This window comes from Serratia sp. CC22-02 (genome assembly GCF_900182895.1).
In the GTDB taxonomy this organism is placed as follows: domain Bacteria; phylum Pseudomonadota; class Gammaproteobacteria; order Enterobacterales; family Enterobacteriaceae; genus Serratia; species Serratia nevei.
This window is the reverse complement of sequence record NZ_FXUD01000004.1, coordinates 337,779-359,166: the sequence shown is the minus strand read 5'-3', so window position 1 is coordinate 359,166 and position 21,388 is coordinate 337,779. Positions and strand designations below refer to the sequence as shown.

22 protein-coding genes and 2 tRNA genes are annotated in these 21,388 nt (G+C 59.4%); 16 read left to right on the top strand and 8 right to left on the bottom strand.

Translation table 11 applies throughout. The features are described 5' to 3' along the window. Positions 1–42: 42 nt before the first annotated feature. Positions 43–1,887 carry a polyurethane esterase gene (locus tag QOL81_RS16380; protein WP_084826315.1) on the top strand — a complete coding sequence of 615 codons (1,845 nt, stop codon included), beginning with the start codon at positions 43–45 and terminating at the stop codon, positions 1,885–1,887. A gap of 62 nt (positions 1,888–1,949) precedes the next feature. On the opposite strand, the gene QOL81_RS16375 is transcribed toward QOL81_RS16380, so the two are convergent. The 3 genes from QOL81_RS16375 to QOL81_RS16365 form a co-directional block, all read right to left on the bottom strand. Further along, positions 1,950–2,846 carry an aldo/keto reductase gene (locus tag QOL81_RS16375; RefSeq protein ID WP_100396335.1) on the bottom strand — a complete coding sequence of 299 codons (897 nt, stop codon included), beginning with the start codon at positions 2,844–2,846 and terminating at the stop codon, positions 1,950–1,952. A gap of 99 nt (positions 2,847–2,945) precedes the next feature. Continuing rightward, complete coding sequence (locus tag QOL81_RS16370; RefSeq protein ID WP_019455980.1) at positions 2,946–3,185, bottom strand: DUF1289 domain-containing protein; 240 nt, start codon at positions 3,183–3,185, stop codon at positions 2,946–2,948. A gap of 21 nt (positions 3,186–3,206) precedes the next feature. Beyond that, a complete protein-coding gene (locus QOL81_RS16365; protein WP_187135399.1) occupies positions 3,207–4,136 on the bottom strand; it encodes a LysR substrate-binding domain-containing protein in 930 nt (309 codons plus the stop codon). Positions 4,137–4,275: 139 nt separating this feature from the next. Here QOL81_RS16365 and QOL81_RS16360 point away from each other — a divergent pair, with 139 nt between their 5' ends. The 6 genes from QOL81_RS16360 (at position 4,276) to rnt (ending at position 10,119) form a co-directional block, all read left to right on the top strand. Next, positions 4,276–4,917 (top strand): NAD(P)-dependent oxidoreductase, encoded by a 642-nt coding sequence (locus QOL81_RS16360; RefSeq protein ID WP_060440054.1) that lies wholly within the window; start codon positions 4,276–4,278, stop codon positions 4,915–4,917. A 138-nt stretch (positions 4,918–5,055) separates the two neighbouring features. Then, a complete protein-coding gene (eptA, locus tag QOL81_RS16355; protein WP_070914915.1) occupies positions 5,056–6,693 on the top strand; it encodes a phosphoethanolamine transferase EptA in 1,638 nt (545 codons plus the stop codon). Positions 6,694–6,796: 103 nt separating this feature from the next. Beyond that, the gene (locus QOL81_RS16350; protein ID WP_502950666.1) at positions 6,797–7,417 is read left to right on the top strand and encodes a TetR/AcrR family transcriptional regulator; all 621 of its coding nucleotides are present in this window, start codon (positions 6,797–6,799) and stop codon (positions 7,415–7,417) included. Positions 7,418–7,507: 90 nt separating this feature from the next. Further along, a complete protein-coding gene (locus QOL81_RS16345; protein ID WP_060432117.1) occupies positions 7,508–8,611 on the top strand; it encodes an alkene reductase in 1,104 nt (367 codons plus the stop codon). Between the two features lie 338 nt (positions 8,612–8,949). Next, positions 8,950–9,357, top strand: coding sequence for a lactoylglutathione lyase (gene gloA / locus QOL81_RS16340; protein ID WP_004931325.1), 408 nt, complete (start codon positions 8,950–8,952; stop codon positions 9,355–9,357). A gap of 78 nt (positions 9,358–9,435) precedes the next feature. Continuing rightward, positions 9,436–10,119, top strand: a complete 684-nt coding sequence (rnt, locus tag QOL81_RS16335; protein ID WP_038874795.1) for a ribonuclease T — start codon at positions 9,436–9,438, stop codon at positions 10,117–10,119. A 68-nt stretch (positions 10,120–10,187) separates the two neighbouring features. On the opposite strand, the gene QOL81_RS16330 is transcribed toward rnt, so the two are convergent. Beyond that, the gene (locus QOL81_RS16330; RefSeq protein ID WP_004931329.1) at positions 10,188–10,535 is read right to left on the bottom strand and encodes a Grx4 family monothiol glutaredoxin; all 348 of its coding nucleotides are present in this window, start codon (positions 10,533–10,535) and stop codon (positions 10,188–10,190) included. Positions 10,536–10,950: 415 nt separating this feature from the next. Between QOL81_RS16330 and QOL81_RS16325 the strand changes: the two genes are divergently transcribed. Together QOL81_RS16325 and sodB are read left to right on the top strand one after the other, a co-directional pair. Next, the gene (locus QOL81_RS16325; RefSeq protein ID WP_048233575.1) at positions 10,951–11,769 is read left to right on the top strand and encodes a C40 family peptidase; all 819 of its coding nucleotides are present in this window, start codon (positions 10,951–10,953) and stop codon (positions 11,767–11,769) included. 199 nt (positions 11,770–11,968) lie between these two features. Then, a complete protein-coding gene (gene sodB / locus QOL81_RS16320) occupies positions 11,969–12,547 on the top strand; it encodes a superoxide dismutase [Fe] (protein ID WP_004931333.1) in 579 nt (192 codons plus the stop codon). Between the two features lie 61 nt (positions 12,548–12,608). Here sodB and cydH read toward each other — a convergent pair whose 3' ends face one another. After that, a complete protein-coding gene (gene cydH, locus QOL81_RS16315) occupies positions 12,609–12,698 on the bottom strand; it encodes a cytochrome bd-I oxidase subunit CydH (RefSeq protein WP_019455989.1) in 90 nt (29 codons plus the stop codon). A 324-nt stretch (positions 12,699–13,022) separates the two neighbouring features. On the opposite strand from cydH, the gene purR reads away from it, so the two are divergent. Beyond that, on the top strand, positions 13,023–14,048 hold the full coding sequence (purR, locus tag QOL81_RS16310; protein WP_033638375.1) for an HTH-type transcriptional repressor PurR: 1,026 nt from the start codon (positions 13,023–13,025) through the stop codon (positions 14,046–14,048). Here purR and punR read toward each other — a convergent pair. After that, positions 14,045–14,989 carry a DNA-binding transcriptional activator PunR gene (gene punR, locus QOL81_RS16305; RefSeq protein ID WP_060419177.1) on the bottom strand — a complete coding sequence of 315 codons (945 nt, stop codon included), beginning with the start codon at positions 14,987–14,989 and terminating at the stop codon, positions 14,045–14,047. The two genes, purR and punR, sit on opposite strands and share 4 nt — an antisense overlap. A 123-nt stretch (positions 14,990–15,112) precedes the next feature. On the opposite strand from punR, the gene punC reads away from it, so the two are divergent. Both punC and cfa read left to right on the top strand, forming a co-directional pair. Further along, positions 15,113–16,324: a purine nucleoside transporter PunC gene (gene punC, locus QOL81_RS16300; RefSeq protein WP_060419179.1), complete on the top strand. Its 1,212-nt coding sequence runs from the start codon at positions 15,113–15,115 to the stop codon at positions 16,322–16,324. 343 nt (positions 16,325–16,667) lie between these two features. Next, positions 16,668–17,819: a cyclopropane fatty acyl phospholipid synthase gene (gene cfa / locus QOL81_RS16295; protein WP_038874787.1), complete on the top strand. Its 1,152-nt coding sequence runs from the start codon at positions 16,668–16,670 to the stop codon at positions 17,817–17,819. 72 nt (positions 17,820–17,891) lie between these two features. Here cfa and QOL81_RS16290 read toward each other — a convergent pair whose 3' ends face one another. Further along, entirely contained in the window at positions 17,892–18,185 is a 294-nt protein-coding gene (locus tag QOL81_RS16290; RefSeq protein WP_038874785.1) for an I78 family peptidase inhibitor, read from the bottom strand. A gap of 54 nt (positions 18,186–18,239) precedes the next feature. Beyond that, the gene (locus tag QOL81_RS16285) at positions 18,240–18,890 is read right to left on the bottom strand and encodes a riboflavin synthase (protein WP_016927930.1); all 651 of its coding nucleotides are present in this window, start codon (positions 18,888–18,890) and stop codon (positions 18,240–18,242) included. Positions 18,891–19,127: 237 nt separating this feature from the next. On the opposite strand from QOL81_RS16285, the gene QOL81_RS16280 reads away from it, so the two are divergent. The 4 genes from QOL81_RS16280 to QOL81_RS16265 all read left to right on the top strand — a co-directional run bounded on the left by QOL81_RS16280 (position 19,128) and on the right by QOL81_RS16265 (position 21,286). Continuing rightward, positions 19,128–20,504: an MATE family efflux transporter gene (locus QOL81_RS16280; RefSeq protein WP_060419181.1), complete on the top strand. Its 1,377-nt coding sequence runs from the start codon at positions 19,128–19,130 to the stop codon at positions 20,502–20,504. Between the two features lie 181 nt (positions 20,505–20,685). Next, positions 20,686–20,762 (top strand) — tRNA-Val (locus QOL81_RS16275). A gap of 20 nt (positions 20,763–20,782) precedes the next feature. After that, a tRNA-Val gene (locus tag QOL81_RS16270) sits at positions 20,783–20,859 on the top strand. A gap of 121 nt (positions 20,860–20,980) precedes the next feature. Continuing rightward, entirely contained in the window at positions 20,981–21,286 is a 306-nt protein-coding gene (locus tag QOL81_RS16265; protein WP_159317956.1) for a cupin domain-containing protein, read from the top strand. The last annotated feature ends 102 nt before the right edge of the window (positions 21,287–21,388 follow it).

Sequence of the window (21,388 nt, the reverse complement as noted above, 5' to 3'; positions counted from 1 at the left end):
GTTCACTCCCCGGCCAGGCGGCATAATTCATAAGGAACTGATATGGGCATCTTTAGCTATAAGGATTTGGACGAAAACGCGTCGAAAACGCTGTTTTCCGACGCCTTGGCCATCTCTACCTACGCTTACCACAATATCGATAACGGCTTCGACGAAGGCTACCACCAGACCGGTTTCGGGCTGGGCCTGCCGCTGACGCTGATCACCGCGCTCATCGGCAGCACCCAATCGCAGGGCGGCCTGCCCGGCCTTCCCTGGAACCCCGACTCAGAACAGGCCGCGCAGGAGGCGGTGAACAATGCGGGCTGGTCGGTCATCAGCGCCGCGCAGCTGGGTTACGCCGGCAAAACCGATGCACGCGGCACCTACTACGGTGAGACCGCCGGTTACACCACCGCTCAGGCCGAGGTGCTGGGCAAATATGACAGCGAAGGCAATCTCACCGCCATTGGCATCTCATTTCGCGGTACCAGCGGCCCACGCGAGTCGCTGATCGGCGATACCATTGGCGATGTGATTAACGATCTGCTGGCCGGTTTCGGGCCGAAAGGCTACGCTGACGGCTACGCGCTGAACGCCTTCGGCAATCTGCTGGGCGACGTAGCGAAGTTCGCGCAGGCGCACGGGCTGAGCGGCGAGGACGTGGTGGTCAGCGGCCACAGCCTCGGCGGGCTGGCGGTCAACAGCATGGCCGCGCAGAGCGACGCCAACTGGGGCGGCTTCTATGCGCAATCCAACTATGTTGCCTTCGCCTCGCCGACCCAGTACGAAGCCGGCGGCAAGGTGATCAACATCGGCTACGAAAACGATCCGGTGTTTCGTGCGCTCGACGGCACCTCGCTAACCCTGCCGTCACTGGGCGTCCACGATGCGCCGCACGCCTCCGCCACCAACAATATCGTCAACTTCAACGACCATTACGCGTCGGACGCCTGGAACCTGCTGCCGTTTTCCATTCTCAACATTCCAACCTGGCTGTCGCACCTGCCGTTCTTCTATCAGGACGGGCTGATGCGGGTGCTGAACTCCGAGTTCTATTCGCTGACCGACAAGGACTCGACCATCATTGTCTCCAACCTGTCGAACGTGACGCGCGGCAATACCTGGGTGGAAGACCTGAACCGCAACGCGGAGACGCACAGCGGGCCGACGTTTATCATCGGCAGCGACGGCAATGATTTGATCAAGGGCGGCAAAGGCAACGATTATCTCGAGGGCCGCGACGGCGACGATATCTTCCGCGACGCCGGCGGCTACAACCTGATCGCCGGCGGCAAAGGCCACAATACCTTCGATACCCAACAGGCGCTGAAGAACACCGAGGTCGCCTACGATGGCAATACGCTTTACCTGCGCGACGCCAAAGGCGGCATTACGCTGGCGGACGACATCAGCACCCTGCGCAGCAAAGAAACCTCCTGGTTGATTTTCAACAAAGAGGTGGATCATCAGGTGACCGCGGCCGGATTGAAATCGGATTCGGGCATCAAAGCCTATGCCGCTGCCACCACCGGCGGCGACGGCGATGACGTCCTGCAGGCTCGCAGCCACGACGCCTGGCTGTTCGGCAACGCCGGCAACGACACGCTGATCGGCCATGCCGGCGGCAACCTGACCTTCGTCGGCGGCAGCGGCGATGACATCCTGAAGGGCGTCGGCAACGGCAATACCTTCCTGTTCAGCGGCGATTTTGGCCGCGACCAGCTGTATGGCTTCAACGCCACCGATAAGCTGGTGTTTATCGGCACCGAAGGCGCCAGCGGAAATATCCGCGACTACGCCACGCAGCAAAACGACGATCTGGTGCTGGCCTTCGGCCACAGCCAGGTCACGCTGATCGGCGTCTCGCTCGATCACTTCAACACCGATCAGGTGGTGTTGGCCTAAGGAGCGGCGTAAAAAAAGCCGGGCGCTTTCGTCGCCCGGCTTTCCTCTTTTTTGGCTCCGCCTTAAGGCACGTCATACCCCAGCGCCGCCTTGCGAATGCGGAACCACTGCTGGCGGTTCAGTACCAGCTTCTGCGCCTTCAGCGCCGAGCGCACCCGCTCAATCTTGCCGGAGCCGATAATCGGCAGCGGCGACGACGGCAGACGCATCACCCAGGCGTACACCACCTGTTCAATGGTATCGGCGCCGATCTCTTGCGCCACCCGCTGTAGCTCGTCGCGCAGCGGCTGGAACTCGGCGTCGTTGAACAGGCGCCCGCCCCCCAGGCAGGACCAGGCCATCGGCTTGATGCGCAGTTGCTGGCACTGGTCGAGCGTGCCGTCGAGAATGACCGGCTGGTGAATCGGCGAGATCTCCACCTGGTTGGTCGCCAGCGTGAACGGCAGGCGCGACTGCAATAGCTGGAACTGCGCGGGCGTAAAGTTGGAAACGCCGAAATGGCGCACCTTGCCGCTTTTATGCAGCGCGACGAAGGCTTCAGCCACGTCGTCGGCATCCATCAACGGATCCGGCCGGTGGATCAGCAGCAGATCGAGGTAGTCGGTATGCAGATGGCGCAGCGATTGTTCCGCGCTCTGTACGATATGGTCACGGTCGGTGATGTAATGGCCGATCGGGTTGCCGGGCTTGGCGGTGGTGGCGATGCCGCACTTGGTCACCAGCTCCAGCGACTGGCGCAGCGCCGGCTTCAGGCGCAGCGCGTCGCCGAACGCCTGTTCGCAGGCGTAACCCCCGTAGATATCCGCGTGGTCGGCGGTGGTGACGCCCAGTTCAACATGCTGTTCGATGAACGTCAGCAGCTGCTGCGGCGACATGCCCCATTCCATCAACCGCCAGTAACCGCAAATCATGCGGGAAAATTCAGGCCCCTGCGGCGCGAGACGTATACGTTCTACCATTGCGAAAACCTCATGACATTAGTTGTCAGCCAGCATACACAAGCCGGTGAGGCACAGGGAAGCGGTAAGCCACACGAACGTGCGGCAGATCAGGAAAGGTTAAAACAGCGACGGCTGTTCCGGCAGCGGCTCGTCGGGCGCTTTATTGGCGCGTTGCAGGCGCAGGAAGCGTTGACGGCAAAGGCGCAGCACCTCGCGCTTCTGCGCGTCGCTCATGCTCATCCAGCCGAAGCGCTCCTCGCGGCTGCGCAGGCAGCCACGGCAGAATCCGCGGTCGTCGGCCTGACAAATGCCGCGACACGGGCTGGGGATGTCGAAAAATTCAAGCTGCTGCGCCACGGGGCCTCCTGCGTTCTCTTGCTAATTGAAGACGCCATCGCCGCCGCTGGCAAGTCCCTTTTCGCCATTGCGGCGAAAATAGTCGCGCAAATAACGCAGCGCCTGGCGGCTTTTCTCCGGCACGTTACGCTCGAGCGTCAGCGCGTGCAGCCGCAGCGGCGCCGGCCGCCACTCCGGCAACAGCAGCAACAGCTCGCCACGCTGAAGCTCGTCGCCAATTTCATACAGCGGCTGAATGGAAATGCCCAGCCCGGCGCGGGTAAAGGCGCGCATCACGTTCATGCTCTCGCTGACGATCTGCCCTTCCGCCAGCCGCAGCTTAACCTGCTGGCCGGACTGGTGCAGCAGGTCCAGATGGGCCCCGCTGTAGCCGCTGGAGATCCAGCGGTGCTGCACCAAATCCTGCGGTTTTTCCGGCACCCCATGCTGGCTGAGATAACGCGGTGCGGCGCACAGCACCATCGGCCATGCCGTCAGCGGGTGCGCGATCATATTAGCGTCCGCCAGCTGCCGGTTGGCCCGCAGCGCAATGTCGACCCGCTGCTCTATCATATCAACGATGCGATCGTCCGCCAGCACCCGCAGCGTCAGCTTGGGATGCGCCTGCAGCAGCGGCGCCAGCGCCTCCGCCAGCGATCGGCCGCCGATGCCGACCGGGGTGGCGATGCGCAGCTCACCCACCAGCGTATCCCGCAGCTCCGCCAGCCGCTGTTCCGCCTGCTGCGCCTGTTGCAGCATCGCCTCGCAGCCGGGGTAAAACGCCGCCCCCGCCTCGGTCAGCGCCAGACGACGGGTGGAGCGGTGCAGCAGCGGCACCCCGAGCGCCTTCTCCAGCGAGCGCATATGCTGGCTGACCGCCGACGGCGTCATGCCCAGCCGCCGCGCCGCGCCGGCCAGCGACCCCTCCGCCACCACGGTGGCGAATATCGCCATTCGATTGAGTTTATCCACGATTATGAAGTTTTACTTAATCAAGAAAGCATGAATATGGCACTAATCACGGCTATTGTTAAGGGCTAGAGTATAAACCACGCAGCAGGCATATCGGCCTGCTTCATGATACTGAACACATTCCCGAAGGAGCATACAGATGAAAGTAGCCATTATTGGAGCAACCGGTTTTGTTGGCCGCCGCGTGGTGGATGAAGCGCTGGCTCGCGGCATTCAGGTGACGGCGATCGCCCGTCAGAAAAAAGAGTTGCCGGAGCACGCCAATCTGACCGTCGCGCTGGGCGACGTTGCCGATACCGCCTGGCTGGCGGGGCAATTGCGCGGTCAGGATGCGGTGATCAGCGCCTACAACCCCGGCTGGGGCGAAGACAACCTGTATGAAAAGACCGCTCGAGGCGCCCAACAGATCCTCACCGCGGTCGAACAGGCCGGCGTCAAGCGCCTGCTGGTGGTCGGCGGCGCCGGCAGCCTGGAAGTGGCACCGGGCGTTGAACTGGTGGATACGCCACAGTTCCCGGAAAATATCCGCCCCGGCGCGCAGGCGGTACGCGATCTGCGCAACAAGCTGCGCAATGAATCGGCGCTCGACTGGACCTATCTCTCGCCGGCTGCCCTGCTGGAACCGGGCAAACGCACCGGTCAGTTCCGCCTCGGCACCACCCAGCTGCTGATGAACGGCGAAGCGCCGGCCAGCATTTCGGTGGAAGATCTGGCGGTCGCCATCGTCGATGAGATTGAAAAACCACAGTTTATTCGCGCGCAGTTCACCGCCGCCTACTAAACTGCCTCATTGCCAGGCCGCCCGGCCTGGCCTTTTCCCTGCGTTCACCGCCGCCAGTATTCTGAATTTCTAAGGTTTTCTTAAGTTTCATCCGGTAGATTTCAAGGCATTATCTCCTCTCAGGATCCAGATTTGGCAATGTGGTTACGTCAACGCTTACAGTGCAACAGCCTCGGTTTTATCCTCGCCACCGCCCTGTTCTTCACTCTGTTTCAAAACGCGTTATTCCTGCACCGCGCCTGGTCGTATATCACCTTCGATAGCGTCCACAGCGTCATTTTCGCCGCCAGCATGCCGGTGGTGATTTTCTGTGCGCTGAATATCATCTTCAGCGTGTTGACCGTGCCCTACCTGCGCAAGCCGCTGATCGTCTTTTTCTTGCTGGGCAGCGCCGCAGCCAACTATTTCATGTACAGCTATGGCGTGGTGATCGACGGCAACATGATGCAGAACGCCTTCGAAACCAATACCCAGGAAGCGACGGCGCTGCTGACGCCGCGCATGGGGTTGTGGCTGGCGCTGCTCGGCGTTCTGCCGGCGGTGGCGGTCTGCTTCACCCATATTCGCCAGACCCGCCCCTGGTGGTATATGGTCGGGCTGCGCGCCGCCAACGTCATGCTGTCGTTGGTGGTGATCCTGATCGTCGCCGCGCTGTTCTACAAAGACTACGCTTCGCTGATCCGCAACAATAAAAGCGTGGTGAAGATGTTGACGCCTTCCAACTTCGTCGCCGGCACGCTCAAATTTACCGAACAGCGCTATTTCACCCGCAATCTGCCGCTGGTAAAAATCGGTGAAGACGCGCGCAAAGGGCCGCTGATCGCCGGGCAGGCCAAGAAAACGCTGGTGATCCTGGTGGTGGGCGAAACCGCCCGCGCCGAAAACTTCTCCCTCGGCGGCTACGAGCGCGAAACCAACCCGCGCCTGAAGCAGGACGACGTGGTCTACTTCAAGAACGCCAGCTCTTGCGGCACCGAGACGGCGATCTCCGTCCCCTGCATGTTCTCCAACATGCCGCGCAGAGAGTACGACGCGACTCAGGCGGCACACCAGGAGGGCATGCTCGACGTGCTGGCGCATGCCGGCGTCAACGTGCTGTGGCGCGATAACGACGGCGGCTGCAAAGGCGCCTGCGACCGGGTGCCGCACATCGACATGACCAAATTGAAACTGCCGCAGGACTGTGACGGCGAAGTTTGCATGGATAACGTGCTGCTGTACAAGCTGAACGACTACATCAATAGCCTGAAAGACGACGGCGTGATCGTGCTGCACCAGATGGGTAGCCACGGCCCGGCTTACTACCGCCGCAGCACGCCAGAATTCCAGACGTTTTCGCCGACCTGCAACAGCAATCAGATCCAGGATTGCAGCCATGAACAGCTGGTGAACACCTACGACAACTCGATCTTGTATACTGACGCGATGCTCGATGCCACCATCAAGCTGCTGCAGCAGTATGACGACCGCTTCAATACCGCGCTGGTCTATTTGTCCGATCACGGCGAGTCGCTGGGGGAAAACGGCATGTACCTGCACGGCACGCCTTATGTCTTCGCGCCTAGCCAGCAAACGCATGTGCCTTTCCTGATGTGGATGTCGGCCGACTATCAGCGCAACTTCGGCGTCGATCGCCAGTGCCTGAACGCGCTGGCGGAAACGGACGATGTGTCGCAGGACAACCTGTTCCATACCCTGCTGGGCATGCTGAACGTACAAAGCCGCGAATATCAATCCCGGCTGGATATCCTGCAGCGTTGCCGCAACGCGGCGTAAGCGCTTAACTTCCTCGTGCCGCTGGGGCACAATAGTTCGCAGACAACCGGCGTTTTGTGCGCCGGTTTTTTTATTCCCATTGACCTAGACCAATCGGTCTATTATGCTCGGCACCATGATGACCAAATCAACGCATTGCAACGTGGACACACGTGAACATCTGCTCGCCACCGGCGAAACTCTCAGCCTGCGCCTGGGCTTTACCGGCATGGGGCTGAGCGAACTGCTGGCCACTGCGGGCGTGCCGAAAGGCTCGTTCTACCACTATTTCCGCTCGAAGGAAGCCTTCGGCGAAGCGATGCTGCAACGCTATTTCGCGCATTATGATGCAGAAATGCAGGCGCTGTTTGCCGATGAGCACGGCGATGCCCGCCACCAGCTGCTCGGCTATTACGCCCAGGCCATCAGCTACCACTGCCGCAGCGAATGCCATAACGCCTGCCTGGCGGTGAAGCTTTCCGCCGAGGTGAGCGATCTGTCAGAACCGATGCGCCATGCGCTGGAAACAGGCACCGCTCGCGTGATCGGCCACCTGCAGGAGGCCATCGAACGCGGTATCGCCGAGGGCTCGCTGTCGGTGGCCATGAGCCCGGCAGCGACCGCAGAGACGCTGTACTCACTGTGGCTCGGCGCTTCGCTGCGCGCCAAGATCCGCCGCTCGCTGGCGCCGTTGACCAGCGCGCTGGAAAGCATCGAGTTGCTGCTGCGCCCGCCGCAACCGTAACGGTAACAATTTCTTTTTATTGAAAAATGCAGTTCGTGGTTTTTTATCGCCCACCACTAGACGACCGGTCTATTAAATACAGGATGCACTATGAAGACTGAAAAATTGCTCTCTCCGCTGAAGGTTGGCGCCATCACCCTGCCCAACCGCGTGTTTATGGCTCCGCTGACGCGTCTGCGCAGCATCGAGCCGGGCGATATTCCTACGCCGCTGATGGCGGAATATTACGCACAGCGCGCCGGCGCGGGCCTGATCGTGACCGAAGCGACGCAGGTTTCCTTCCAGGCGAAAGGCTACGCCGGTGCGCCGGGGTTGCATACGCCGGAGCAGATCGCCGCATGGAAAAACATCACGCAGGCAGTGCATGATAAAAACGGCCATATCGCCGTGCAGCTGTGGCACGTAGGCCGCATCTCCCACGCCAGCCTGCAGCCGGGCGGGCAAGCACCGGTCGCCCCTTCGGCAATCAACGCCGAAACCCGCACCACCGTGCGTGATGAAACCGGCGCCTGGGTGCGCGTACCGACCTCCACGCCGCGCGCGCTGGAAACCAGCGAGATCCCGGGCATCGTCAACGATTTCCGCCAGGCGACCGCCAACGCGCGGGAAGCCGGCTTCGACTTCATCGAACTGCATGCCGCCCACGGCTATCTGCTGCATCAGTTCATGTCGCCGGCCTCCAACCAACGTACCGATCAATACGGCGGCAGCATCGAGAATCGCACCCGCCTGACGCTGGAAGTGGTCGACGCGGCGGTCGCCGAATGGGGTTCTGAGCACATCGGCATCCGCATCTCGCCGCTGGGGCCGTTCAACGGGCTGGACAACGGTGAAGATCAGGAAGACGCGGCGCTGTATCTGGTGGAAGAGCTGAACAAGCGCAACATCGCCTACCTGCACATTTCCGAGCCGGACTGGGCCGGCGGCAAGCCGTATTCTGACGCCTTCCGCGACTCGGTGCGCGCCCACTTTAAAGGGGTGATCGTCGGCGCCGGCGCCTACACCGCCGAAAAAGCCGAAGCCTTGATCGAAAAAGGTTTCATCGACGCGGTGGCCTTCGGCCGCAGCTACATCGCCAACCCGGATCTGGTGGAGCGCTTCCGTCAGCACGCGCCGCTGAACGAACCTAAGCCGGAAAGCTTCTACGGCGGCGGCGCCGAAGGGTATACCGACTATCCGTTTCTGGCGAAGTAACCCGTCCTGATCCCAAACGGCCATGCGACTGCCTGGCCGTTTTTTTATGCGCCGCACGCAAAAAAGCCCGCACGGGGCGGGCCGGTGTTCCCTGGTGTTGTGCTCTACTGCCGTTCAATTTTTACACGCTTGCCGTCGAAATAGATAATTGTTTGTGCAGATCAATTACTCTGTATCGATCGGTACGCTCGATCAATATTTAGACATCACCGTCGCGAGCCCCACAAGTGACATTGTCACTCATTCGTTACGTTGAATTCCCTTGCGGGACAAGGCTATACTCGCTGGAGCTTCAATCCACCCGCCGTCTGCCACGGCACAGCCAATTCAGAGGAATTATGCGCTTACTCCATACCATGATCCGCGTCGGTGACCTGCAACGCGCCATCGACTTCTACACCAAGGTATTAGGCATGCGCCTGCTGCGCACCAGCGAAAATCCAGAGTACAAATACTCGCTGGCTTTCGTCGGCTATACGGAAGAGAGCGAAGGCGCGGTTATCGAACTGACCTATAACTGGGGCACCGACAGCTACGATATGGGCACCGCCTTCGGCCACCTGGCGCTGGGCGTGGACGACGTTGCCGCCACCTGCGACAGCATCCGCCGAGCAGGCGGCAAGGTCACCCGCGAAGCCGGCCCGGTGAAAGGCGGTACCACGGTCATCGCCTTCGTCGAAGATCCGGACGGCTACAAAATCGAGCTGATCGAAAATAAACATGCCGGTCAGGGCCTCGGCCACTAAGCCTCCCCTTCAGGGCGCGCTGCGCCCTGCTGATTCTCCGCGCGATAGCGCCTGCAACCGGGCGCAAAATTTGCCATAATGCGCGCTGCATTCGATGAAGATAAGAAACTGATGGCCGAGAAAAGTGATCTTAACGCCCTGAGTGGTCGTTTTCGTGGGTTTTATCCCGTAGTAATAGATGTTGAAACCGCCGGCTTCAACGCCAATACCGATGCGTTGCTGGAGATCGCCGCCGTCACGCTGAAAATGGATGAAGACGGCTGGCTGCAGCAGGACGAGACCCTGCACTTCCACGTGGAGCCTTTCGAGGGCGCCAACCTGCAGCCGGAAGCGCTGGCGTTCAACGGCATCGATCCGCACAACCCGCTGCGCGGCGCGGTCAGCGAATATGACGCGCTGCACGCCATTTTCAAAGCGGTGCGCAAAGGGCTCAAGGATCGCGGTTGCAACCGGGCCATTATCGTGGCACACAACGCCAACTTCGATCACAGCTTCCTGATGGCCGCGGCCGAGCGCGCCGGCCTGAAGCGCAACCCGTTCCATCCGTTCGCCACCTTCGACACCGCCGCGCTGAGCGGCCTGGTGCTGGGCCAAACGGTGCTGGCGAAAGCCTGCATCGCCGCCGGCATGCCGTTCGACAGCAGCCAGGCGCACTCCGCCCTGTACGACACCGAACAAACCGCCCTGCTGTTTTGCGAGCTGGTTAACCGCTGGAAACGTCTCGGCGGCTGGCCGCTGCCCGCCGGCGACCTCGCCGAATAAGCCCAATAAAAAAGGCGGCCCAGTTTGCACTGGCGCCGCCCATTGCGCGATAACCGCAAGCCTGTCGATTAAGACTGTTGGTCTTCCTGCGCTTTATACTTTTCCGCAGTTTCTTTGATCAGCTGCTGCAGTTCGCCGCGCTGATACATTTCGATGATGATATCGCAACCGCCTACCAGCTCACCGTCTACCCACAGCTGCGGGAACGTCGGCCAGTTGGCGTATTTTGGCAGCTCGGCGCGGATGTCCGGGTTTTGCAGAATATCCACGTAGGCGAAACGCTCGCCGCAGGCGGACAGCGCTTGCACAGCCTGTGCGGAGAAGCCGCAGCTCGGCAGCTTAGGCGAACCTTTCATGTACAGCAGAATCGGGTTTTCAGCGATCTGGTGCTGAATTTTTTCAAGTGTCGTCGTCATTTATTGCTTCCTCAAGCCACATTTCATGGCTACAACATGCATCACGCGGGCTATTGTAGCGGCTGGAACAGTCGCAAGAAAACGCCATCTTTTGCAAGGATATTCGCCCGCCGCCGATCGCGTTTCACCGGCCACGTCATTCCGGTCAAAACATACGTCGAGAATAACATTTTTAATCCGACCATTTCACTAATATATTGCGTCGCGATGACGGCGCGGATTAATTATATCCCCACCGCCAACTGGCGCTTTTTCATACATCAACAGGCTGATTTTGAACCAAAAAAAATGTCATTAACGTTTTCTCACAATATGGATTATTATTTATGAGTTCTTCGCTGTTTTATATGGCGAAATTCGGGAATACTGTAACTCTTTCGATATCCGTTTCGGGGCCAAGGTTGGTGACGTCGACATGCGTTTAATTCTTACGCTCTTTGCGCTGCTGTTTACGCAGCTCTTCTTCAATTTGGCGCACGCTGCGCCACAGGCGCGTGTTGCCGCCGAGCAGCGTAAAAGCCATGCCAATGAAGCGCGGCCCGATGACCGCAGAAAAAAGAAAGCGGACAAAGCCGCCAAAAAAGCCAAAGTGACGGCCCCCGAGAAAAAAACCAAGACCGCCAAGGCAAAAAGCGAGAAAAGCGCGAAAAAGATCGTCAGCGCCAAACCCAAGGCCAAAGCGCAGAAAACCGCCAAGATTAAAGTCACCCCGCCGAAAAAAGGCTATAAAAAAGGCTATGGTCGCCACCGCGAAGCCGGTATGGCCACCGCCAAACTGGCGCGTGAAGAAAAGCCGTTGAAACTCAGCCCCGCGCACAAAAAACGCTACCAGCACGCCAAGCAGACCGCGATGGCCAAGCTGATGGGACAGATGGGCAAACCTTACCGCTGGGGCGGCAGCTCGCCGCGCACCGGCTTCGATTGCAGCGGCCTTATCTATTACGCCTATAAAGACGTAGTGAAAATCAAGATGCCGCGCACCGCCAACGAGATGTATCACCTGCGCGATGCGGCGCCGATCAAGAAAAGCGAACTGGAAAGCGGCGATCTGGTGTTCTTCCGCATCAACAACCGCGGCGTGGCGGACCATGTCGGCGTCTACCTCGGTAACGGCAAGTTCATCCAGTCGCCGCGCACCGGTGAAGAGATCCGCATCAGTCAGCTCGACAACGACTATTGGCAGAACCACTACATCGGCGCACGCCGCGTAGTGACGCCGAAAACCATTCGTTAATGCCCTGTTCTGCGCGGTTGCGGCCCCGGTCGCAACCGCCTGCTCAAGCTATCGCCCATCGCACTTCCCCACGCGCATTTCTCGCTTTTCCTCCTGTTTTTTATGATGAAAATTGTTAAGATTGAATGACCACAATAAAAAACGGCCCATACGGCTCTCGCCCCGGCGGGAAGCGAATGGCGCTGTAAAGGAGGAAGCAATGTCGTTTGAATTACCTGCATTACCGTATGAGAAAAACGCGCTCGAGCCGCACATCTCCGCCGAGACCCTGGAATACCACTACGGCAAACACCACAACACCTACGTGGTTAACCTGAACAACCTGGTGAAAGGCAGCGAGTTCGAAGGCAAATCGCTCGAAGAGATCATCAAGACCTCTAACGGCGGCGTCTTCAACAACGCTGCGCAGGTGTGGAACCACACCTTCTACTGGCACTGCCTGTCGCCACAGGGCGGCGGTGAACCGCAGGGCGAACTGGCGGCGGCAATCGTCAAATCCTTCGGCTCTTTCGCTGCGTTCAAAGAGCAGTTCACCGATGCCGCAGTGAAAAACTTCGGTGCAGGCTGGACCTGGCTGGTGAAAAAACCGGACGGCGCGCTGGCGATCGTCAACACCTCCAACGCGGCCACCCCGCTGACCGGTGAAGACAAACCACTGCTGACCGTTGACGTGTGGGAACACGCATATTACATCGATTACCGCAATGCGCGTCCAAAATACCTGGAAAACTTCTGGGCGTTGGTCAACTGGACCTTCGCAGCGGAAAACCTGGCGTAAGCGCAGGTTCTGAGGTGATAAGGCGCAGCCAGGCTGCGCCTTTTTTATAACCGGGGGTAAATCAGTTCAACGCGGCAACGAAGCTGAAAGCGATAATGACCGCCAATGCGCAGACGGTGGTGAACAGCGACATCTTCAATTCGGTATCCATGACAACTCCTTTAAAATGGGCTTTCCTAAGGATAAAAGGCGCACAATTAGTACGTCAAATCATTTTCCCACAGTTCGCCGATAAAATCTTGTTATCATTTCCCGGTTTATAATCTCGATTACCTCTTCCACTTTTGTTCAATATGCGACAAAATTCGCAGTTCACAACTGCGTACCGGCATCCATGCCCCTCCTGATTAAGCGCTGAAGACTTCAACACACTAAAAACTCAGTTTTCGCTTCTCTGGAGAAGGATCTACGTAGGCAAACGATTAACATCACACTTACATGCTGTAAACATGTGAGTTCAGGAGTCATTCCTTACATGGCAACGATTAAAGATGTGGCCAAACGCGCGGGCGTTTCCACCACCACCGTTTCGCACGTCATCAATAAGACTCGTTTCGTCGCCGAAGAGACCAAAGCGGCCGTGTGGGCCGCCATCAAAGAGCTGCACTACTCGCCGAGCGCCGTGGCGCGCAGCCTGAAAGTCAATCACACCAAGTCGATCGGCCTGCTGGCCACCTCGAGCGAAGCGCCCTACTTTGCCGAAGTGATCGAGGCGGTGGAAAACAGCTGCTACAGCAAAGGCTACACCCTGATCCTGTGCAACTCGCACAACAATCTCGACAAGCAGCGCGCCTACCTGGCGATGCTGGCGCAAAAGCGCGTCGACGGCCTGCTGGTCATGTGCTCCGAGTACCCCGATCAGCTGCTGGGCATGCTGGAAGACTACCGCAATATCCCGATGGTGGTGATGGACTGGGGCGCCGCGCGCGGCGACTTCACCGATACCATCATCGATAACGCGTTCGAAGGCGGCTATCTGGCCGGCCGTTACCTGATCGAGCGCGGCCACCGCGATATCGGCGCCATTCCGGGCCAACTGTCGCGCAATACCGGCGGCGGCCGTCACCAGGGCTTTATGAAGGCACTGCAGGAAGCGCATATCGACATTCGCGAAGAGTGGATCGTCCAGGGTGACTTCGAGCCGGAGTCCGGCTACAAGGCGATGCACCAAATCCTGTCGCAAAAGCAGCGGCCGACCGCGGTATTCTGCGGCGGCGACATCATGGCGATGGGCGCCATCTGCGCCGCCGACGAGCTGGGGCTGCGGGTGCCGCAGGATATTTCCGTGATCGGCTACGACAACGTGCGTAACGCCCGCTACTTCACCCCGGCGCTGACCACCATTCACCAGCCTAAAGAACGCCTGGGCGAAATGGCCTTCACCATGCTGCTGGATCGCATCATCAGCAAACGCGAAGAGTCGCAGGTGATCGAAGTGCATCCGAAGCTGATTGAACGCCGCTCGGTCGCCGACGGTCCGTTCATCGACTACCGCCGCTAATCCCCCGCGCCGGAAGCCTGCGCGGCTTCCGGTTCCGCCTCGCTCAGCCACTCCTGGTTCAGCGTCTCCCCATCGCCCAGATACGCCAGCAGCCAGCTCATCGCCGGTGAGGGTTTATCCTGCTGCCAGGTCAGGCAGCAAGGGCTGGCGGGAAACGGCTGCTGCAGCTGCAACGCCTTCAGCTCACCGCGCTGCACCCGCGGCAGCGCCCGATGTGCCGGCATCATGCCGACGCACAGCCCGGCGCACAAACAGTCGAGCGCCGAAGTCCAGTCCGGCACCACCAGCCGCCGCTGGTTATCCAGCGTCCAGGTGACGCGCTTGGGCAGATTGCGCGAGGTGTCCTCCAGGCAAAGCGAAGGGTACGGCCGCAGCTGATCGTCATTCAGCGGCCCTGTCAGTTGCGCCAGCGGGTGCTGCGGGCTGACCACGCACAGCCAGTTCATATAGCCCATGTCGCGGAAGGCAAAGCCGCCGCCGACCGGCACCGCACGGGTCGCGCCGATTGCCATGTCCGCCCTGCCGTCCACCAAGGCATCCCACACGCCGTTGAACACCTCGGGTTGCAGCATCAGTTCGACGTCGGGGAAATGACGGTAGAAATCCAGCACCAGTTGGCGACTGCGCTGCGGTTTGACGATGATGTCCACCGCGATATTCAGCTGGCCGCGCCACCCGTTGGCCACCTGCTGACAGTGGCGACGGGTGTCGAGCATTTTTTTGATAACAACTCGCGCATCCTTGATAAACAGCGCGCCGGCCGGCGTCAACTCCACATCGCGGTGACGCCGCTCGAACAGCGGCACCGCCAGCCATTGCTCCAGCTGCCGTACGGTATAGCTCACCGCCGACGGCACCCGGTGCAGTTCCTGCGCCGCCGCGCTGAAACTGCCGGTGCGCGCCACCGCGTCGACCACTTCAAGAGAATATTCAGACCACATCGCTTTGCCTTCAATTTTTTTAACAGCACTTTGCAAATATTACCGTTTCACAAGCAGAGATCCAGCCGGATACACTGGCCGGCGCTAAAAACCTGCGACATTAAAATATTAACGAGAAATACCATGCGAAATTCCTTTGGCTTTATGTTCTACCTCGCCGGCCTGAGCATGCTGGGTTATCTGGCGACCGATATGTACCTGCCCGCCTTCGGCGCCATGCGGGAAGAACTGCAAATTTCCGCCGGCGCGGTGAGCGCCAGCCTGAGCATCTTCCTGGCCGGCTTCGCCTTCGCGCAGCTGCTGTGGGGGCCGCTCTCCGACCGTCTGGGCCGCAAACCGGTATTATTGATCGGCCTGACGCTGTTCGCCTTCGGTTGCCTGGGCATGCTGTGGGTAGAGAACGCCGTGCAGCTCTGGATCCTGCGCTTTATTCAGGCCGTCGGCGTCTGTTCCGCCGCCGCCATCTGGCAAGCGCTGGTGGTCGACCGCTATCGCGAAGGCCAGGCCAATCGCGTATTCGCCACCATCATGCCGCTGGTGGCGCTGTCGCCGGCGCTGGCGCCGCTGCTGGGCGCCTGGCTGTTGAACCACGCCAGCTGGCGCGCGATCTTCGCCGTGCTGCTGGCCATCACCGTACTGCTGCTGCTGCCGACGCTGATGCTCAAAGAGCGCGCCAAAACGCAGCCCACCGCCGAGGCGCCAAAAAACGGCGTCAGCTTCTGGCGACTGTTGAAATCCCCGGTGTTCAGCGGCAACGTCACCATGTACGCCGCCTGCTCGGCAGGCTTCTTCGCCTGGCTGACCGGCTCGCCGTTCATCCTCGGTGATATGGGCTATGGCCCGAGCGACATCGGTCTGAGCTATGTGCCGCAGACGCTGGCTTTCCTGCTGGGGGGCTATGGCTGCCGCGCCGCGCTCAAGCGCATCAATGGCAAAACCCTGCTGCCGTGGCTGCTGGTAGCTTATGGTGTCAGCATGGTGGCGCTGTATCTGGTGGCGACCCTGACCGCACCGACGCTCACCACGCTGCTGATCCCGTTCTGCGTGATGGCGCTGGTCAACGGCGCCGGCTATCCGATCATGGTGGCGAATGCGCTGATGCCGTTCCCGGAAAGCAGTGGCAAGGCCGCCGCGCTGCAAAATACGCTGCAGCTGGGGCTGTGTTTTGTGGCGAGCATGCTGGTGTCGGCGTTCATTGCCCAGCCGCTGTTGGCGACGGTGACGGTAATGGTATCGACGGTGATCCTGGCCGCGCTGGGGTATTTCCTGCAGCGGGGAAAAGCAGTTGACGCGCAGCAAAAGGCGCAGCGGGAACATGCTAACTCAGCGTCATAATTACCAAGTTTAATAATCACTTAAAGAATATGCGTGCCGAGTGCGATTTACAGTTGAGTCAACGCCTCGGCACGCCTATACTCAAAAACAACCTTGTAAAGTAACACCTTATAATCTCTATATCTCAATTAGCACTTGTGTACGCGCTTTGCGTCACACTCTTTTTTAAGGATGCGTTTATCCCGCGCCGTTCGCGCCGGGTCGTTTCTTTAAATTTCCTCTGTTCATAGTCGGATATCAGACGCCGCGGGCCTATTTTCCGCCGGTAAACGTATGCACCCGCAGAAATTGTCTAAGCTGTTTCCTAACGGGTCATCAGTCAGAAGAAGGTGATGGAGAAGCTATGAGTTCATCGTGTATAGAAGATCTGAGCATCCAGGACAATCAGTGGTACCGTATCGCGCACGAAATGCTCGGTCTGGCCGGCATTGAAATCAACGGATCGCGCCCTTTCGATATTCAGGTTAAAAACCCCGATTTCTTTAAACGCGTCCTGCAGCAAGGGTCGCTGGGCCTGGGCGAAAGCTACATGGACGGTTGGTGGGAGTGCGAACGGCTGGATATGTTCTTCCAGCGCGTGGTCAGCGCCGGGCTGGAGAAGAAACTCCCCCACCACCTGAAAGATACCCTGCGTATCGCCGCCGCGCGCCTGACCAACCTGCAATCGAAAAAGCGCGCCTGGATCGTCGGCAAAGAACATTACGATCTCGGCAACGATCTGTTTACCCTGATGCTCGATCCTTACATGCAATATTCCTGCGGCTACTGGAAAGACGCTACTACGCTGGAGGAAGCGCAGGAAGCGAAGCTGCGGATGATCTGCGAAAAACTGCAGCTGCAGCCAGGTATGCGCCTGCTGGACATCGGCTGCGGCTGGGGCGGTCTTTCCGCCTATGCGGCGAAGCATTACGGCGTGTCAGTGGTCGGCGTAACCATTTCTGCCGAACAGCAGAAGCTGGCTCAGGCGCGCTGCGCCGGGCTGGATGTGCAGATCCTGCTGCAGGATTACCGCGATCTGCATCAGCAGTTCGATCGCATTGTCTCGGTCGGCATGTTCGAGCACGTCGGGCCGAAAAACTACCGCACCTATTTCAACGTGGTAGAACGCAATCTGGCGCCGCACGGCCTGTTCCTGCTGCACACCATCGGCTCCAACAAGACCGATATGAACGTCGATCCGTGGATCAACAAGTACATTTTCCCGAACGGCTGCCTGCCTTCAGTGAGCCATATTGCCGAAGCCAGCGAGGGCCATTTCGTGATGGAAGACTGGCACAACATCGGCGCCGACTACGACCGCACGCTGATGGCCTGGTTCGAGCGCTTCAAACAGGCGTGGCCGCAGCTTGCCCCGCGCTATTCCGAACGCTTCGAGCGGATGTTCAGCTACTACCTGAACGCCTGCGCCGGCGCGTTCCGGGCGCGCGATCTGCAGCTGTGGCAGGTGGTGTTCAGCCCGAAAGGCGTTGAAGGCGGCATTCGCGTCGCGCGCTGAACGTTTCCCCAATAAAAAAGCCCCGGTAACATCATCGCCGGGGCTTTTTTTTGCTCTTTCGGATGCTGCGGGTTAACCGCAATAAACGCGAATGATTTTATCGTTGCTATCGCCAAGGAAGTTCAGGCGGCGCAGGTTGAAATCCATGGTAACGGCAGAGTTGTACGGAATGGCGCGCACCTTGGCGTCGATCCGCACGCCTTCCAGCGAGGTCATCGGCTTACCGACGAAGTTTTGATACTGCGAAGCGCCGCAGGTATCGTCCGCATCGGCCATTTGCGCGCCGGCGCCCTGCTCAGGTGAGCTGCTGCAGGCGCTCAGCGCCAGCAACGCGGTTAACAACAACGTTTTCCCATAAAACTTCACGCGTTTCTCCTCTCTGCTTATGATTCGATGCCGGCGGCAACGCCAGAATCGCTGTCAGTCTTTGTGCGCCGGCGCCATCGCCGCCGCCAGCGTCGCTTCCCGGTTGGCCAGCACGCGCTCGACGGTATCCACCACCGCCTGCGTTTGCGGATCGATTTCGATGTTCACCTTATCGCCCAGGCGTTTCTTACCCAGCGTGGTGCGATCCAGCGTTTCCGGGATCAGGTGCACACAGAAACGATTATTCACCACTTCGCCGATGGTCAGGCTAATGCCGTCGATGCCGATGAAACCTTTGTGCAGCACATATTTCATCAATTCCGCATTCGGCATGCGCAGCCATACCTGGCGGTTATTTTCTGACGTATAAATCTTGGCCACTTCCGCCGTGCAGATAATATGGCCGGACATCAAATGACCGCCAATTTCGTCATTGAACTTCGCCGCGCGCTCGATATTGACGATGTCGCCCAGCGCCAGATCGCCGAGGTTGGTCAGGCGCAGCGTTTCCTTGATCAAATCGAAGCTGACGCGGTTGCCTTCCACCGCGGTCACGGTCAGGCAGCAGCCGTTATGGGCCACCGACGCGCCCAGCTCCAGCCCCGGCAACAGCTCGGCAGGCATCTCGATCACGTGGGTGCGGAAATTGGGTTTCTCATCAATGGCGACCAGCGGCGCGGTGCCTTGTACGATACCGGTGAACATATGTGCCTCTTCTTACTAATAGGTTAAAACGCTCCCGGCAGTTTGCCCCAGTTGGCGCTGAAAACCAAATCCGCGTAGGCAAAAAACGCGCGCCTGCGCATTTAATAACTATTTATCTGCGGCGTTTGCTTAACGACGCCGAGCAGGTACAATATTTTTGACAAAATTCCGCTATTTTAATTGTTGTCCTCTCGCGGCAGCCCTCCCTCCCACATATATAAATAGAAAGGTGTATGCGTGCAGAAGTACTTAATTGAAGCGCGTAGTTTATTGGCTCTCGCTATCCCGGTCATCATCGCGCAAATATCGCAAACCGCCATGGGCGTGGTGGATACCATCATGGCCGGCGCCTACAGCGCCACCGACATGGCGGCGGTTGCGGTCGGCACTTCAATCTGGCTGCCGGCCATCCTGTTCGGCCACGGCCTGCTGCTGGCACTGACCCCGGTTATCGCCCAGCTTAACGGCGCCGGGCGGCGCGATCGCATCGCTCACCAGGTGCGCCAGGGTTTTTGGCTGGCTTCCGGCGTGTCCGTGCTGCTGATCGTGGTGCTGTATAACTGCAAGTTCGTCATCGACATGATGCACAACATCGACCCGCAGCTGGCGGATAAAGCCGTCGGTTATCTGCACGCCATCATGTGGGGAGCGCCGGGTTACCTGTTCTTCCAGGTGATGCGCAACCAGTGCGAAGGCCTGTCCAAAACCAAGCCCGGCATGGTGATCGGCTTCCTCGGCCTGCTGGTGAATATCCCGATCAACTACATCTTCATCTACGGCAAGTTCGGCATGCCGGAGCTGGGTGGCGTCGGCTGTGGCGTCGCCACCGGCAGCGTCTACTGGATCATGTTCCTGATGATGCGCTGGTACGTGAAGCGCGCGCCCTCGCAGCGCGACATCAAACGCCAGGCAGGCGATCTCGGCGGCCCAGACTGGGCGGCGCTGAAGCGCTTGATCGGCATCGGCATGCCGGTGGCGCTGGCGCTGTTCTTCGAAGTCACGCTGTTCGCCGTGGTGGCGCTGCTGGTTTCGCCGCTGGGGATCGTTGCAGTCGCCGGCCACCAGATCGCGCTTAACTTCAGCGCGCTGATGTTCGTGCTGCCGCTGTCGCTGGGCGTCGGCGCCACCATCCGCGTCGGTTACCGTCTGGGGGAAGGTTCGGTTGAAGGCGCCCGTGTCGCCGCCTACTCCGCCATCGGCGTCGGCATCACCATGGCCGTCTGCACCGCGCTGTTTACCGCCACCTTCCGCGAACCGATCGCCCTGCTGTACAACGACAGCCCGGCGGTGGTGGCGATGGCGTCGCAGCTGATGCTGCTGGCGGCGCTGTACCAAATCTCGGATTCTGTCCAGGTGATCGGCAGCGGCGTGCTGCGTGGTTATAAAGACACCCGCGCGATCTTCTTTATCACCTTCATCGCTTATTGGGTGTTGGGCCTGCCGAGCGGCTATCTGCTGGCGTTAACCGATGTGGTGGTGCCGGCAATGGGGCCAAGCGGTTTCTGGATCGGCTTTATCATCGGCCTGACCTTCGCCGCCATCATGATGGCGCTACGCATGCGCTGGCTGCAGAAACAGCCGACCGCCGTCATCCTGCAGCGATCCACGCGCTGAGCCCGCGCCCGGCCGGTTTCATCCCCGGCCGGGCTGCGGTTTGCGGAAAAAAACGCCGGACTGCGCACAACCTCAGCAATCGCGTGAAATACCGAATAAAATTGCGCTTTTCCCCTTGCCAGCACGCGGGTAGCTCGTTAATATTCGTCCCCGCTGTCAGCCATGACAGACAGGAAAAGATGCGTCCGTAGCTCAGTTGGTTAGAGCACCACCTTGACATGGTGGGGGTCGGTGGTTCGAGTCCACTCGGACGCACCAAATTTCAGAAGCAGTGCAGTGCGTCCGTAGCTCAGTTGGTTAGAGCACCACCTTGACATGGTGGGGGTCGGTGGTTCGAGTCCACTCGGACGCACCATATTGCTGATTCATCTCTCCCCCTATCGCGTTATACTTCCCGTTGTTTCGTCTCTGCCCGACCGCCTGTACTTTTATGTCGATCGCGCCGTGCTACCGCCATCAGCCACCAGGAACGCCACATGACCACCTTTACCGCCAAAACCGTCTTTTTATCGCTCGACAATGGCCTTGCCCGCCGTGAAGGCGTGATGAGCGACGGTTCACCGGCGGCAGAAGTGCGTTTCGAGGCCGGCGCCTTCGGCCAGCTGCAAAAGCCCCCGCACGCGCGGCAAACCCGGGTGATCTCCGGTGAATTCGAGTTTACCCTCGGCGGTGACACCCGGGTGGTACGGGCCGGCGAGAGCCTGATATTGCCGGCCAACGTCGCCAGCGGCTGCTTCTGCCTGAGCGCCGGCGTGCTGCTGGAAATTCCCCAAACGCGTTAAACCTGTATTTACAGCATGGTTATTTGCGCAACAAGCGGCCCGCAACGCGTTGCATTTGCGCCACATTTGTCCCCGTTTTGACATATCCGCCGCGCCGCCGCG